Genomic DNA, 14,791 nt, shown 5'->3' on the forward strand with positions numbered 1-14,791 from the left:
GCGGGGCCGGACGAGGCGCACGAGGCTGCGCGAGACGCGCTGGGGAGCGCAGACGGCGGGCCGAGCAGATCCTGCCGACCGCAGGAGCAGGACCGACGATGAAGGAGGCAGGCGATGGCATCGACGATTTCCGTCGAGTTCTGCGGTGAATGGTTCCGCGTGGCCGAGGGGGAGGAGATGACCATCGGCCGCGAAGCCGATCTGAGCGTCGATGACGAGAACGCATTCCTTCATCGACGTTTCCTCACGATCGTGCAGGTCGAGTCGATGTGGTGGCTCGTGAACATCGGATCGCGGCTGTCCGCGACGATCACCGACGGCACCGGGTCGATGCAGGCCTGGCTCGCGCCCGGCGCGCGGATCCCGCTGGTGTTGGACGAGACCAAGGTGATCTTCACGGCCGGGCCCACCACCTACGACCTGTCCATCCATGCCGAGTCCCCGCAGTTCGCGCGGATCGCCGGCCTGGAGGACCCCGTGGGCGAGACCACCGTCGGCTCGGTGCAGCTCACACCGAGCCAGAAGCTCCTGATCCTCGCGCTTAGCGAGCCGATGCTCGTGCGGGAGGGTTCGGGAATGAGCTCGGTGCCCAGCTCGGCGCAGGCCGCCGCGCGCCTGGGCTGGCAGATCACGAAGTTCAACCGCAAGCTCGACAACGTGTGCGACAAGCTCGACCGTCTCGGGGTGCGGGGGCTGCGCGGCGGTCCCGGCAAGCTCGCGAGCAACCGGCGGGCTCGGCTGGTCGAGCATGCAGTGCTCTCCCGGCTGGTCACGGCTGAGGACCTCCCGCTGCTGGATCAGGCCGAGGGCGACGATGAGCACTCGCCCCTCGGCTGAGGGGTGATCCGTAGGGCGCGCAGGAGCTCGCCAGGGGGGAAACCGGCATGCGGATCAGGCTCACGCTGCGCAGACCCGAGGATCGGCTCACGGATCTCGAGGTCACCGCGGATGCGACGGCGAGCGTGGCGGATGTGGCGACCGCGCTGTACCTGGCAGATCCCCTGCGCGACGACGTCGAACCGCCGGAGGGGCTGACCCTCCAGGTGCAGGATCCCGGGGCAGGCCCGGGGGCACGGGGAGTGCGATCCCTGGAGCGGGAGAGCGACCTGATCCAGGCCGGGCTGCGCTCGGGCAGCGTCGTCTCGATCGCCCGTTCCTCGGTGCACTACACGACCCGTGCGGAGTCCCGGGGCGCGGCAGCGGCACTGATGCGCGTGCTCTCGGGACCGGAGATCGGTCGCGAATTTCCGCTGCCCAGCGGGTCGAGCGTCATCGGCCGTGAAGGCGATCTCGACATCCGCATCGCTGATCCGATGCTCTCGAAGCGGCATGCGCGCCTCAACGTCGGCGACGCGGTGGAGATCATCGATCTCCACTCTTCTAACGGTGTCCTGCTCGGTGACGAACGGGTCCAGCGCGCGGTGATCGGGCCGGCGGACGTCGTGCACATCGGCGGCACCACCTTCTCCGTGACCACCCTGCATCGCCTCGGCGGGACCGCACCGAGCTCCCCGGTGGTCGAGTTCAATCGGTCTCCGCGGGTGGTGCCCCGGTTCCCGTACCGTCCGCTGAAGGCGCCGACGCCGCCCAAGGAGCCGGCGCCCCCGTTCTTCCCGATCTTCATGATGCTCGCCCCGCTCCTCATGGGCGGGTTGATGTTCGCGATGACCGGCAGCCCTTACTCGCTCATGTTCGTGGCCATGATGCCGATGATGGCGGCGGCCGGATACCTGAACCGCAGGTACCAGCAGAAGAAGCAGCTCGAGCGCCAGATCGCGAACTTCGAGGACGGTCTCGCCTCGCTCAAGCGCCGGGTCACCGCGGCGCAGGATCTCGAGCGCGCGGTGCGCCTGGTGGAATCTCCGTCGGCAGCAGACACGGTCGATGCCGCGTTCCGGCTGGGCCGGCTGCTGTGGACCCACCGGCCTGAGCACAGCGCCTTCGCCACCGTGCGCCTGGGCCTCGGGATCGCGCCCTCCCGGGTGGGCATCGAGATGCCCGGGGAGAACGACGCGATCACGATGTACTACGACCTGCTCGATGACCTGCACGAGAGCTACCGTTCGATCGCCGGCGTGCCGATCGTCGCCCATCTGCGCCATGCCGGGAACATCGGGATCGCCGGGGCGGGGGACGAGGCCGACGGGGTCGCCCGCGGCCTCGTGATCCAGCTGATCGCCCTGCATTCCCCGGCGGAGCTCGCGATCGCCGCAATCACCTCACGGTCGAGCCGGGAGGGATGGGAATGGCTGAAATGGCTCCCGCACACCTCGAGTCCGCACTCGCCCCTGGCCGGCGATCATCTCGCGGACACCGCGGGGCGCGGCACCTCGTTGCTCGCACGGGTCGAGGCGCTCATCGAGCAGCGTGCGGGGGATGCTCCTGCGGCTCTGCGCGCCCCGACGACGCTCGACATCGCGCGCGAGGACCCGGACCCTCCCGCCCCGGTCACCCCGAGCCTCGTCGTGGTCATCGAGGACGACGCCCCGGTGGATCGAGCCCGTCTGGTGCGCATCGCCGAACGCGGGCCGGACGTCGGCGTGCATGTCCTCTGGTGCGCCTCGAACATCGCCGCGCTGCCGGCGGCATGCCGCACCCACATGACGGTCGAGGAGACAGCGGACGGGGCCAGCGCCGGGCACGTGCGCTTGGGGGAACGCTATCTCCCGGTGACGGTGGAGACGGTGTCGGTGGAGGTGGCCTCGGGGGTCGCCCGCCATCTCTCCCCGGTGGTCGACGCCGGGGTCCCGATCGACGACGATTCGGATCTCCCGCGCACGATCTCCTATCTCACGCTCGGCGGCATGGCGATGGCCCAGTCGCCGCACCACATCATCGATCGCTGGAAGGAGAACAGCTCGCTGATCCCGCGTGACGGGTCCGCGCCCCAGCGGCGCACGCACGATGCCACCCTGCGTGGTCTCATCGGCCACGACGGCCAGGAGGCCTTCCACCTCGACCTGCGCACGGACGGCCCGCATGCGCTCGTGGGCGGCACCACCGGCGCCGGAAAGTCGGAGTTCCTGCAGGCCTGGGTGATGGGCATGGCCACCGCGCACAGTCCTGACCGCGTGACCTTCCTGCTCGTGGACTACAAGGGCGGTGCGGCCTTCGCCGATGCGGTGGATCTCCCGCATACTGTCGGCCTGGTCACCGACCTCTCCCAGCACCTGGTCCGCCGTGCCCTGACCTCGCTGCGCGCCGAGCTGCATCACCGGGAGCACCTGCTGAACCGGAAGAAGGCCAAGGACCTGGTGTCGCTGGAACGCACCGGAGACCCTGAGGCCCCGCCCAGCCTGATCATCATCGTCGACGAGTTCGCGGCCCTCGCCACGGAGATCCCGGAGTTCGTCGACGGCGTCGTGGACATCGCCGCGCGGGGACGTTCGCTCGGGCTGCACCTGATCCTCGCCACCCAGCGTCCCGCTGGCGTCATCAAGGACAACCTGCGCGCCAACACCAATCTCCGCATCGCGCTGCGGATGGCGGACGAGGCGGATTCCCGGGACATCCTGGGGGACCCAGCGGCCGCCCACTTCGACCCCGGCCTCCCCGGGCGCGCGGCCGCGAAGACCGGTCCGGGCCGCATCGCGACCTTCCAGACCGGATATGCGGGCGGCTGGACCACGGACGATCCCGAGCGGGCGCGCATCGACATCGTCGAGAAGGACTTCGGCACCGGGGAGCAGTGGGACTTACCCGCCCCGCCCGCCGCGGAGAGCGAGGATCCGGGCCCCAACGACATCGCCCGTGTGGTGGCCACCGTGAGGGCAGCAGCCGATGCGGCACAGGTCCCGACCCCGCGAAAGCCATGGCTGGCCGAGCTCGCCGATGCCTACGACCTCTCCCGCCTGCCGTCGCGCCGCACGGACGAGGACCTGCTGCTGGGCGTGATGGACACACCCGAGGACCAGGCGCAGCCCACGGTCTCCTACTACCCGGATCGTGACGGCAACATGGCCATCTACGGGACCGGCGGCTCCGGCAAGTCGACCACGCTGCGCACGATTGCTATCTCCGCAGCCTCGACCGTGCGCGGCGGCCCGGTCCATGTCTACGGCCTGGACTTCGGCGCCTCCGGCCTCACCATGCTCGAGGACCTTCCGCACGTGGGAGCGATCGTCCCCGGCGACGACGAGGAGCGTGTCATCCGCCTGCTGCGCACCCTGCGCACGCTCATCGACGACCGCGCCCGTGACTTCGCGACCGTGCGCGCCGGCTCCGTGGCGGAGTACCGCGACCTGGCGGGGAAGCCGGAGACCCCCAGGGTCCTCCTGCTGGTCGACGGCATGGCCGCTTTCCGTGAGGCCTACGACTACTCGGGCCTCACGAAATGGTTCACCGCGTTCGTGCAGATCGCGACCGACGGCCGACAGGTCGGCGTGCACGTCATCGTCACCGGTGACCGTTCCGGCGCGGTCCCCACGTCGCTGGGCTCCTCGATACAGCGCCGACTCGTCCACCGCATGCCCGGTCCCGATGACTACGCCGGGTTCGGCGTGCCCAAGGACGTGCTGGATGCCGACTCACCGGCCGGCCGGGCCATCCTCGACGGACACGAGGTCCAGGTCGCCGTGCACGGCGGCGACTCCAACATCGCGATCCAGTCGCGAGAGGTCACGAAGCTCGCCGAGGCGATGCGTCGCGCAGGTGTCCCTGAGGCCCCGCGCGTCGAGCGTCTGCCCGAACGGGTCGAGCTCTCGCAGCTGCGTCCCGTCGTGGCTGGCAGACCGGTGCTCGGCCTCGCCGACGAGACGCTCGCAGAGGTGACCATCCAGCCCCGTGGCGCCTTCATGGTCTCGGGACCGATGGGCTCCGGCCGCACCACGGCGATGCTGACGATCGCCCACGGACTGAAGGCTTTGGAGACTCCCATGCGCCTGGTGCGCTTCTCCGCACGACGCACGCCGCTGACCGGGCTGCCGATCTGGGACGTGGAGGGATCCGACCCCGAGCGCGTCCGTGAGCTCGCCGTGCAGCTGCGGCAGACGGTCGATGCAGGCGCCGCCGGGGAGGGGCGGCTCGCCCTGTTCATCGACGGTGTCGCGGACTTCACCGGCAGCAGCATCGAGGCCGACCTGGACAGGCTGATACGCACCTGCGTTCGCGACGGGCAGTTCGTGGTGGGCGAGAACGATTCGGCGTCCTGGTCCCAGGCGTATGTCCTGGCCCAGCCTTTCAAGTCCGGCCGCCGCGGGCTGCTTCTCCAGCCGGGGGAGATGGATGGCGACGCGCTGCTCGGCACCGGACTGGGGAGGATCCGTCGAGCAGACCTCCCTGCGGGCCGCGGCTTCCTCGTGCACGGCGGGCGAGCGATCAAACTGCAGGTCGCGCAGATCACCGGGTGAGGCAGACACCGTCGACGGAGGCGAGCTCGGGAAGTTATCCCCAGAGGGAGAGCTCCCATGGTCCGGTATCGGCCGTCGCCCTAGTGTGGACCTCGAGCACGACGCAGGGGTGATGCCCCGCACGGGGTGCTGCCGCGCAGAGCCAGGAAGGGGTGTCGGGATCGTGAATGCCACCAAGGGGATGAATGTCGAGGAGGTCCGGCGGATGTCGGCTCGGCTGCGCGAAGCGGCCGCCGAGATCACGGGGATCGAGCAGGAGCTCACCGCCGGGCTCGAGGCCGTGGACTGGACCGGGCCGGACGCAGACCGCTTCCGCAGCCAGTGGGCAGGGCAGATGGTCCCAGCCATGCAGCGGATCATGACCTCCGTCCAGGAGTTGGGGGACAGCGCGGACCGCAACGCCGCCGAACAGGACGCGGCATCCACCAGCTGACCGCGCTCAACGGGTCGTCGACCCGGCGCGTCCCAGCACAACGAACCCGGCGCCCGAGCAGCTCGCCTGCTCGGGCGCCGGGTTCTTCGAGACTGATATCTTTGCCGGCATTGCCGCAGGCACGAACGGAGCATTCATGACCAGGAACATCGCGTACCCGAGCGCCGACTTCCCCGGCCCGCCGACGATCACCGTCGGGATCCCCGATGACTGGGAGACCCTCACGGTCCCGGGCGTTCACCTCGCCGCTGCCCAGCCCCACGTGGACGGACAGTTCCGCGCGAACATCGTGGTCACCGTGCAGCGATTCGGCCCCGATTTCACGGACCAGGACGCACGAGCGGGTCTCGAGCAGCGCAAGTCCTCCCTGCCCGGCCTCGAGGAGCTCGGCACCGGTACGGTCGACGTGGACGGGACCAGCTGGACCACGAGCGAATACAGCTACACCCAGCCCGGCCACACCACCGTGGTGCAGTCGGCCCGCTACACCCTCGTCGACCGTGGCGGCGTCGCCAAGGACATCGTCGAGATCGTGGGCAGCTGCGGCGCCGAGTCCGCTGGCGACGAGGCGGAGATCGTGCGATCGATTCAGGACACCGTCACCGTCGAACTCGCCTGACGCACCCTGGCCGCCGGCGAGCGAGCGACCCGGCGAGGCGCCGTGGCTGCCGGAGTGCGACCCGGCGAGGCGCCTCGGTGCGCTGGCGTCGCCAGGTGCGCCGCGCTCGTCCGGCCGCTGGGATCGTCCGATCCGCTGGGACGGTCGGGCTCTCAGGCCGCCCCCTCACCACACCGAAGCCCCGATGCCGCACGAGCGGCATCGGGGCTTCTTCGTCGTGAGTTATCCACAATGGCTCAAACGCAAGAACCATGCTCTGACCTGCGGGAACAACCTCAACTGGGGGTGTGGAGGGAGGCCGGGATCCGAGTGATGGTCACGGATCTCGACGCTGTCTAGGGTTGGTGCCATCACCTGGGGTGCGACTGCGAGGTCGGGTCGGGTGGGGACAGTCGCAACGACGAGATGGAGCACGTGATGAAGAAGGGTATGACCCCTGAGGTCGTCGAGAAGATGGGTCAGCAGATCGCCGAATCCGGTGAGCAGGCTCAGCAGATCTACACGCAGGTGCAGGGTCGGGTCTCGGAGTTCGACTGGACGGGGGAGGACCGCGATCGGTTCGTGAGCGAGTTCGACGGTGAGCTCGGGCAGCTGGTGCAGCAGATCGTGCAGCAGGCGAGCCAGTTCACTGAGCGGGCGTCGCAGAATGCGGCGGCTCAGCGCGAAGCATCGGCCTGACCACCGGCACGGTGGCCTTTTCCAGCAGTGATCCGCACGATGTCAAAAGGGGTATGTGATGACTTTCAAGGGTATGAATCCGGAGGAGGGGCGCGAGGTGGCGACCTCGATCAGCGAGGCGGGCCAGCAGATCCTCGAGGCGATCGATGCCTCCACGAGCCTCGTCAACACGGTGGAGTGGATCGGTCCGGACTATGACGCCTACCAGGAGGACTGGAATGCGTTCGTGTCCGGCCCGGTGGCGAATCTGGTCGAGGGCTTCCAGCGCCGCTCCGATGAGCTGGGCACTCATGCCGAGCAGCAGGATGCAGCGTCCAACCAGCAGTGATCTGCTGATCGGGCGCCGCGATGCCACAGGGCTCCGTTCCGCGTGAGAGGCGAAGGAGTCCTGTGGCATCGACATGCTGCTGCGAGAGCAGCGGGCCGATCGGCCCTACCAGCGGTGCGTTCAGCGGAAGTTGAGGAACTGCAGTGCGACGTCGAGGTCCTTGCCCTTGAGTAGGGCGATGGTGGCCTGCAGGTCGTCACGGCTCTTGGAGGAGACGCGAAGCTCGTCGCCCTGGATCAGCGGCTTGACCCCCTTGGGGCCTTCGTCGCGGATCAGCTTGGCGATCTTCTTGGCGTCCTCGGAGCTGATGCCCTCCTTGAGGCCGGCGACGAGACGCACCTCCTTGCCGGACTGCTTGGGCTCGCCGACGTCCAGGGCCTTCAGAGAGATCCCACGCCGGATCAGCTTGGACTGCAGCACGTCGAGAACGGCGAGCACACGCTCCTCCGCATTCGCCGTCAGCACGATCTCGTCGCTGCCGAGGTTGAGCGAGGCTCCAGTGTTGCGGAAGTCGTAGCGCTGGCCCACCTCCTTGACAGCCTGGTTGACGGCGTTGTCGACCTCCTGACGGTCGAGCTTGCTCACGATGTCGAACGATGAATCTGCCACGGGGCGTCCTTCCTTCTCGGGCCGCCGACGACCTTCTGGCTGCGTCGGCGGCGGCTGTGTACGTGCCGGTGCCCCGAGCGGGCTCGGGGCAGGTCCCTCGAGCCTGCCTGCTCGGAGCGTCGTCCCAGCTCAGGGGCTCTGTGACCTTCTTCATGCAGTCCAGGGGCCTCCTGGGTTAGCGTCGCCCGCAGAGCACCGCTATGCTGTTTCGAGTCCGCTTCCGGCGGCCACGAGATCTGATCGCGTGGGCAACGGAGGTGTACAGCGGCAGATTACCCGAGTGGCCAAAGGGAGCTGACTGTAAATCAGCTGGCATTGCCTTCGTGGGTTCGAATCCCTCATCTGCCACCGCTGACGATCCCCGGATCCGAAGCAGCCGAGAGTCCCTGTGACTCGAGGCACCGGAGAAGGTTCAGGATTTGCCCGCTGGGCAGGGACTGTGTAAAGTTCACCGGGTTGCCCTGATAGCTCAGTCGGCAGAGCGTCTCCATGGTAAGGAGAAGGTCAAGGGTTCGATTCCCTTTCAGGGCTCTGATGGATGTGGCGGCCCGGTCTCATTCGAGATCGGGCCGTTTCATCGGTCATGCCGGGGTAGCTCAGACGGTTAGAGCGCACGACTCATAATCGTGAGGTCGCGGGTTCGATCCCCGCCCTCGGTACCACGCCGGTCCTACCGGAGTGTACGATCCACATCCCCCGAGTACGGGGACCCACGAGGTGCGCCGCGGGGCGTGCCACCCGGACGAAAGAGGCGAACCGTGGCGAGCAAGAGCTCTGACGTGCGTCCCAAGATCACCATGGCTTGTGTTGATTGCAAGGCGCGCAACTACATCACCAAGAAGAACCGCCGTAACACCCCGGATCGGCTCGAGCTCTCGAAGTTCTGCCCGACCTGCGGCAAGCAGACGGCGCACCGAGAGACCCGCTGAGCGGACCTCTCGCGCACTTCACCAAAGGCCACACGGGCTCGTCCCGGGTGGCCTTTCGTGCGTCCTGGCCCGGTGACCTGGCGGACAGGACGGCCGTGATCAGGGTGTCCCGCAAGGGCACGGCGGCCGACCTGAGATCATCGGACCGACACCATCCGTCGGCCGACGAGGCCGCGTCCTCCCGGGAGAAGACATGACCACCACCCCTGACCCCGACTTCGCCGGTCGCACCTATCCGGCCGGCCCCGTGCACACGGTCTCGGCAGCGAAGATCGCCGAATTCGCCCGCGCCACCGGTGCCGGTTCGCCCGTGCACACGGACCCCGAGGCCGCCCGTGCGGCGGGCCACGCCGACGTGGTCGCCCCACCCACCTTCCTGGTCTCTCTCGCCCAGGCCACCGAGGCCCAGTACATCGAGGATCCGGCCGCCGGGATCGACTTCACGCGGGTGGTCCACGGGGAGGAGTCGTTCACGCTGCATCGACCCGTCGTCGCCGGGGACCGGCTGGTCCCGACGCTCACCGTCGAATCGATCCGCGCTGCCGGCGGCCACTCCATGATCGCGACGCGGGTCGACATGGCCGAGGAATCCGGCGGAGACGTCGCGAGCGTGCGCAGCATGATCGTCGTGCGCGGAGACTGATCCCGCCTCCGCACCCGCCACGCGCTCACCTCGCAGCCGGTGCCCCGGTGCCCCGGTGCCCCAGTGCCCCGGTGCCCCAGTGCCCCGGTGTCACCCGTGCCGCCCGTGCACTCAGGGCCCGTGGCGTGCGCAGCGCCTTCGACGCCCGCAGCGCCTGCCACGTCGTCACCACCGCGGATACCCGCCATCCCTCGACCGTTCAGATCCCGACCTTCAGGAGCAGACATGACTGCCACCCCTGCCACCCCGCTCGACCTCTCCGTCGGCCAGGAGCTCGCCCGCACCCGGCACGAGATCAGCCGTGACACTCTCGTGCGCTACGCCGGCGCCTCCGGGGACTTCAACCCCATCCACTACAACGACACCGCCGCCACCGACGCGGGCCTGCCCGGCGTGATCGCCCACGGCATGCTCACCATGGGGGCTGCGGTCACCGGTCTGCTGGATGCCGTCGGGGACCCCACCGCGGTGCGGGCCTACTCGGTGCGCTTCACCAACCCGGTGCCGGTGCCCGCGACCGGGCACGTCGTGCTCGAGACGGTCGCCGTCGTCGGCGCGATCGACGAATCCGCCGGCACCGCGCGCGTCGACATCACCGCCCAGGTCGACGACACCAAGGTGCTCGGGCGCGCCCGCGCCACGATCGCCACGACGGCCGGTGCCCCCGCCGACGGCCAGGTCGGCGCAGCATGAAGCTTTCGGATCTCACCACTCTCCGCGTCGGCGGACCCATCGGCACTCTCGTCGAGGCCCGTTCTGATCAGGAGGTCATCGACGCCGTCCGCGCAGCCGACGAGGCCGGACGACCGCTGCTCGTGCTCGGAGGCGGCTCCAACCTGGTCGCCTCGGACGAGCCCTTCGACGGCACCGTCGTGCTGCTGCGGGATCCCGAGGAGCCGCCGCTGCTCGACGCGACCTGCGAGGTGGGCGCGTCCGGCGAGCCGGACGGAATCCCCGTCGACCCCGCGGATCTCTCCCCGCTGGATCCGACCTGCGGGGGAGCGATCGTCGAATACTTCGCCGGTGTCTCCTGGGATCGTGCGGTCCGGTACGCGATCGCTCGAGACATGGTCGGCATCGAGGCGCTCTCCGGGATCCCCGGGACCGTCGGCGCCACCCCGATCCAGAACGTCGGCGCCTACGGCCAGGAGGTCTCCTCCACGATCTCCCGTGTGCGCACCTGGGACCGTGAGCGCAGCGCCGTGCGCACGTTCTTCGCCGCCGACTGCGACTTCTCCTATCGCGACAGCGTGTTCAAGCGCACCCGTTACTCCGGAGACGTGCCCTCGGCGACGGGCCGCTACGTCGTGCTGTCCGTCACGTTCCAGCACACGATCGGCAGCCTCTCCGCGCCGATCCGCTACGCCCAGCTGGCCGATGCGCTCGGCGTCGAGGTGGGAGATCGGGCTCCGATGCGCGAGGTGCGCGAGGCGGTGCTCGCGATCCGCGGCGCCAAGGGGATGGTCCTGGACCCGGCCGACCATGACACCTGGAGCGCCGGTTCGTTCTTCACCAACCCGATCCTCGAGGCCGACGACGCAGCGAGCCTTCCTGAGGGCGCTCCGCGGTACGACGCAGGTCAGGGCCGGGTGAAGACGAGTGCGGCCTGGCTCATCAGCCACTCCGGCATCGAGCGCGGCCATGCGGTGGGGGAGCGGGCGTCCCTGTCGACCAAGCACTCCCTGGCGCTGACCAACCGCGGCGGTGCCGGCAGTCAGGACATCATCGACCTCGCGCGGGACGTGCAGCGCCGGGTCGACGAGAGCTACGGGATCCACCTGGTCCCGGAACCTGTCCGCCTCGGCATCGATCTGTGAGCCCGGCCTAGGATGGGCACGGCGCCCGCCGCCGCCCCGTCCGTCACCGCAGGAGGCCCCGTGAACGTCCTCGACCAGTCCATCTCGGATCTCGACCCGGAGATCGCCGACGTCCTCGATCGTGAGCTCGCCCGTCAGCAGCGCACCCTCGAGATGATCGCCAGCGAGAACTTCGTCCCGCGTGCAGTGCTGCAGGCTCAGGGCTCGGTCCTGACCAACAAGTACGCCGAGGGTTATCCCGGTCGTCGCTACTACGGCGGATGCGAAGAGGTCGACGTCGCGGAGCAGATCGCGATCGATCGGGCCAAGGAGCTGTTCGGCGCCGAGCACGCGAACGTGCAGCCGCACTCGGGTGCCTCCGCGAACGCTGCGGTGATGCATGCCCTCGCCCGTCCCGGCGACAAGCTGATGGGCCTGTCCCTCGCCCACGGCGGCCACCTCACGCACGGCATGAAGATCAACTTCTCCGGTCGGCTCTACGACATCGTGGCCTACGAGACGGAGCCCGAGACGGGTCTGATCGACATGGACAAGGTGCGCGAGCTGGCAGTAGCCGAGCAGCCGAAGGTGATCGTCGCGGGCTGGTCCGCGTACACCCGTCAGCTCGACTTCCCGGCGTTCCGTGCGATCGCCGACGAGGTCGGTGCGGCCCTGTGGGTCGACATGGCGCACTTCGCGGGTCTCGTCGCCGCGGGCCTGCACCCCAGCCCCGTCCCGTACGCCGACGTCGTCTCGACCACGATCCACAAGACCATCGGAGGCCCCCGCTCCGGCATGATCCTGTGCACTGAGAAGTGGGCCAAGAAGATCGATTCCGCAGTCTTCCCCGGCCAGCAGGGCGGCCCGCTCATGCACGTGATCGCTGCGAAGGCCGTCGCCCTCAAGGTGGCGGCCACCGAGGAGTTCACCGACCGCCAGGCCCGCACCCTGGAGGGCGCGAAGCTCCTCGCCGAGCGCCTCCAGCAGGAGGACGCCAAGGCGGCCGGCGTGAAGGTCATCTCCGGCGGCACCGACGTGCACCTCGTGCTCGTGGACCTCGTCGACAGCGAGCTCGACGGCCAGCAGGCCGAGGACCGTCTCCACGAGGTCGGCATCACCGTGAACCGCAACGCGGTCCCGAACGATCCGCGGCCGCCGCGCGTCACCTCGGGTCTACGCATCGGCACCCCGGCTCTGGCCACCCGCGGCTTCGGCGCCGCGGAGTTCACCGAGGTCGCCGACGTCATCGCCCTGGCGCTCACCGGCGGAGCGGACGTCGAGTCCCTCCGTCAGCGCACTCAGGCCCTTGCCGACGCGAAGCCGCTGTACGCGGACCTCCAGCAGCACTGAGCGACGGATGGGGCTCGACGCGACGACGTCGGGCCCCATCGCCGTCTCCGGCGGGCACGATCATCCTTCCCGCCGCACCCGGCGACGGGCGCCGATCGCCTTTCCCGCCGCACCCGGTGGCGGGCGCCGATCTGCCTTCCCGCCGCACCCGGCGGGCTTGATCATCCTTCCCACCACCCCACGACCCTCCAGCACCGACATCCCCAAGGAGCGCCATGACGGCACAGATCCTCGACGGCAAGGCCACCGCGAAAGCGATCAAGGAGGAGCTCGCCGAGCGCGTGACGCGGCTCGTCGACGCCGGCCATGAACGACCGGGACTCGCGACCGTCCTGGTGGGGGAGGACCCCGGCAGCGCCGCCTATGTGCGCGGCAAGCACCGCGACAGCGAACAGATCGGGCTGCATTCGATCCAGAAGACGCTCCCGGCGGACGCCTCCCAGGCGGCTGTCGAGGCCATCGTGGACGAGCTGAACGAGGATCCCGCCTGCACCGGCTACATCGTGCAGCTCCCGCTGCCTAAGCAGATCGACACCGACGCGATCCTCGAGCGGATCGATCCGGCCAAGGACGCCGACGGCCTGCACCCGATGAACCTCGGCCGCCTGGTGCTGAACGCCTACACGCCCATCCACACGCCGCTTCCCTGCACGCCCCGGGCCGTCATCGAGCTGGTCGAGCGTCACGGACTCGACTTCCGTGGCAAGGACGTCGTGGTCGTCGGCCGCGGCATCACGGTCGGCCGCTCCATCGGCGCCCTGCTGACCCGTCGCGAGTACAACGCGACGGTGACCCTGTGCCATACCGGCACTGCGGATCTGCCCGCCCAGCTGCGCCGCGCCGACGTGGTCGTCGCCGCGGCCGGCGCCGCACACCTCGTGCGCGCGGAGGACATCAAGCCCGGCGCGATCGTCCTCGACGTCGGTGTCTCGCGCCGTGAGGACCCTGCGGGCGGCAAGGCCACGCTCGTGGGCGACGTCGACCCCGCCGTGCGGGAGGTCGCCGGCTGGATCAGCCCCAATCCCGGCGGCGTCGGTCCCATGACCCGTGCGCTGCTGATGAAGAACGTCGTCGAGGCGGCCGAGCGTGCCGCCGGGATCGAGGAGTCCGCATGAGCCTGACCATCGCGACCGTCAACGTCAACGGCCTGAGGGCCGCCGAGCGCAAGGGGATGCGCGACTGGCTCGCCTCCACGGCGGCCGACGTCGTCACCCTGCAGGAGGTGCGCGCCCCCGAGGACCTCCTGCCCGGTCTCGTCGGCGAGGACTGGGCCATCGTCGGCGAGGTCTCGGAGCTGAAGGGCCGTGCCGGAGCAGCGATCGCCGCCCGCACCTCGCTCGGCGCGATCGACCTCGCGGGCGCCCGTCACGGGCTGCCTGGCCTCACCGAGCCCAGCCACACCGGCCGCTGGCTCGAAGCGGACCTCGCCGACCCCTTCGGCGATGGTCGCGCTCTCACGGTCATCTCCTGCTACATGCACTCGGGCAACACCGAGAAGCCGCAGACGATGACCGACAAGTACGAGTTCCTCGACGTGATGATAGAGCGCCTCGAACAACTCCGTGCCGATGGCCGTCACGTGGTGCTCACCGGCGACATCAACATCGCCCATACCGAGTGGGACATCAAGAACTGGAAGGGCAATCTGAAGTCCGCCGGCTTCCTGCCCGAGGAGCGCGCGTACCTGGACCGCCTGACCACCGATGCCGGCTTCGTGGACGTGCACCGCACGCTGCACGGCGACGGCCCCGGGCCCTACACCTGGTGGTCGCAGCGCGGCAAGGCCTTCGACAACGACGCCGGATGGCGGATCGATTACCAGCTGGCCACCGAGGACCTCGCAGCGCGCGCGACCTCCGCCCAGGTGGATCGTGCGCCCAGCTACGACACCCGCTGGTCCGATCACGCGCCGCTGGTGATCTCCTACTCCTGACCGACAGTCGTAGGCCGGTGCGCCTCGCCAGGCCAGCTGCCCGCAGCCCGCTTGGCCGCGCGCCCGCCCTGCCGCACGTCGCCCGGGCCGCACGGCCGCCTGCTGACCCGTGCTCCGGTCCTGCC

The 14,791-nt window shown here is 69.4% G+C and carries 14 protein-coding genes and 3 tRNA genes; 16 read left to right on the top strand and 1 reads right to left on the bottom strand.

What is annotated here, in order from left to right; all coding sequences use genetic code 11:
• Positions 1 to 114: 114 nt before the first annotated feature.
• The 6 genes from CIK81_RS08745 (at position 115) to CIK81_RS08770 (ending at position 7,406) form a co-directional block, all read left to right on the top strand.
• Positions 115 to 837, top strand: a complete 723-nt coding sequence (locus tag CIK81_RS08745; RefSeq protein WP_096197132.1) for a hypothetical protein — start codon at positions 115 to 117, stop codon at positions 835 to 837.
• 47 nt (positions 838 to 884) lie between these two features.
• Entirely contained in the window at positions 885 to 5,348 is a 4,464-nt protein-coding gene (locus tag CIK81_RS08750; RefSeq protein ID WP_096197133.1) for an FtsK/SpoIIIE domain-containing protein, read from the top strand.
• A gap of 163 nt (positions 5,349 to 5,511) precedes the next feature.
• Positions 5,512 to 5,781 carry a WXG100 family type VII secretion target gene (locus CIK81_RS08755; RefSeq protein WP_096163402.1) on the top strand — a complete coding sequence of 90 codons (270 nt, stop codon included), beginning with the start codon at positions 5,512 to 5,514 and terminating at the stop codon, positions 5,779 to 5,781.
• Between the two features lie 136 nt (positions 5,782 to 5,917).
• Positions 5,918 to 6,400, top strand: a complete 483-nt coding sequence (locus CIK81_RS08760; protein ID WP_096163403.1) for a hypothetical protein — start codon at positions 5,918 to 5,920, stop codon at positions 6,398 to 6,400.
• 417 nt (positions 6,401 to 6,817) lie between these two features.
• Entirely contained in the window at positions 6,818 to 7,078 is a 261-nt protein-coding gene (locus tag CIK81_RS08765) for a hypothetical protein (RefSeq protein ID WP_096163541.1), read from the top strand.
• A 58-nt stretch (positions 7,079 to 7,136) separates the two neighbouring features.
• Entirely contained in the window at positions 7,137 to 7,406 is a 270-nt protein-coding gene (locus CIK81_RS08770; RefSeq protein ID WP_096163404.1) for a hypothetical protein, read from the top strand.
• 120 nt (positions 7,407 to 7,526) lie between these two features.
• On the opposite strand, the gene CIK81_RS08775 is transcribed toward CIK81_RS08770, so the two are convergent.
• Positions 7,527 to 8,015: a YajQ family cyclic di-GMP-binding protein gene (locus tag CIK81_RS08775; protein WP_096163405.1), complete on the bottom strand. Its 489-nt coding sequence runs from the start codon at positions 8,013 to 8,015 to the stop codon at positions 7,527 to 7,529.
• A gap of 266 nt (positions 8,016 to 8,281) precedes the next feature.
• On the opposite strand from CIK81_RS08775, the gene CIK81_RS08780 reads away from it, so the two are divergent.
• The 10 genes from CIK81_RS08780 to CIK81_RS08825 all read left to right on the top strand — a co-directional run bounded on the left by CIK81_RS08780 (position 8,282) and on the right by CIK81_RS08825 (position 14,666).
• Positions 8,282 to 8,363, top strand: a tRNA-Tyr gene (locus CIK81_RS08780).
• 110 nt (positions 8,364 to 8,473) lie between these two features.
• A tRNA-Thr gene (locus CIK81_RS08785) sits at positions 8,474 to 8,546 on the top strand.
• A 54-nt stretch (positions 8,547 to 8,600) separates the two neighbouring features.
• Positions 8,601 to 8,677, top strand: a tRNA-Met gene (locus CIK81_RS08790).
• 96 nt (positions 8,678 to 8,773) lie between these two features.
• Entirely contained in the window at positions 8,774 to 8,944 is a 171-nt protein-coding gene (gene rpmG / locus CIK81_RS08795; RefSeq protein WP_029360274.1) for a 50S ribosomal protein L33, read from the top strand.
• Positions 8,945 to 9,137: 193 nt separating this feature from the next.
• Positions 9,138 to 9,587 carry a MaoC family dehydratase N-terminal domain-containing protein gene (locus CIK81_RS08800; protein WP_096163406.1) on the top strand — a complete coding sequence of 150 codons (450 nt, stop codon included), beginning with the start codon at positions 9,138 to 9,140 and terminating at the stop codon, positions 9,585 to 9,587.
• 225 nt (positions 9,588 to 9,812) lie between these two features.
• Positions 9,813 to 10,280 carry a MaoC/PaaZ C-terminal domain-containing protein gene (locus CIK81_RS08805; RefSeq protein ID WP_096163407.1) on the top strand — a complete coding sequence of 156 codons (468 nt, stop codon included), beginning with the start codon at positions 9,813 to 9,815 and terminating at the stop codon, positions 10,278 to 10,280.
• The gene (locus CIK81_RS08810) at positions 10,277 to 11,404 is read left to right on the top strand and encodes a UDP-N-acetylmuramate dehydrogenase (protein ID WP_096163408.1); all 1,128 of its coding nucleotides are present in this window, start codon (positions 10,277 to 10,279) and stop codon (positions 11,402 to 11,404) included. Before CIK81_RS08805 ends, CIK81_RS08810 begins: the two co-directional genes overlap by 4 nt.
• 60 nt (positions 11,405 to 11,464) lie before the next feature.
• The gene (glyA, locus tag CIK81_RS08815) at positions 11,465 to 12,733 is read left to right on the top strand and encodes a serine hydroxymethyltransferase (protein WP_096163409.1); all 1,269 of its coding nucleotides are present in this window, start codon (positions 11,465 to 11,467) and stop codon (positions 12,731 to 12,733) included.
• 215 nt (positions 12,734 to 12,948) lie between these two features.
• The gene (locus CIK81_RS08820; protein WP_096163410.1) at positions 12,949 to 13,848 is read left to right on the top strand and encodes a bifunctional methylenetetrahydrofolate dehydrogenase/methenyltetrahydrofolate cyclohydrolase; all 900 of its coding nucleotides are present in this window, start codon (positions 12,949 to 12,951) and stop codon (positions 13,846 to 13,848) included.
• Positions 13,845 to 14,666, top strand: coding sequence for an exodeoxyribonuclease III (locus CIK81_RS08825; RefSeq protein ID WP_096163411.1), 822 nt, complete (start codon positions 13,845 to 13,847; stop codon positions 14,664 to 14,666). Before CIK81_RS08820 ends, CIK81_RS08825 begins: the two co-directional genes overlap by 4 nt.
• Positions 14,667 to 14,791: the final 125 nt, after the last annotated feature.

It is taken from the genome of Brachybacterium sp. JB7, from assembly GCF_003335205.1.
GTDB lineage: Bacteria > Actinomycetota > Actinomycetes > Actinomycetales > Dermabacteraceae > Brachybacterium > Brachybacterium alimentarium.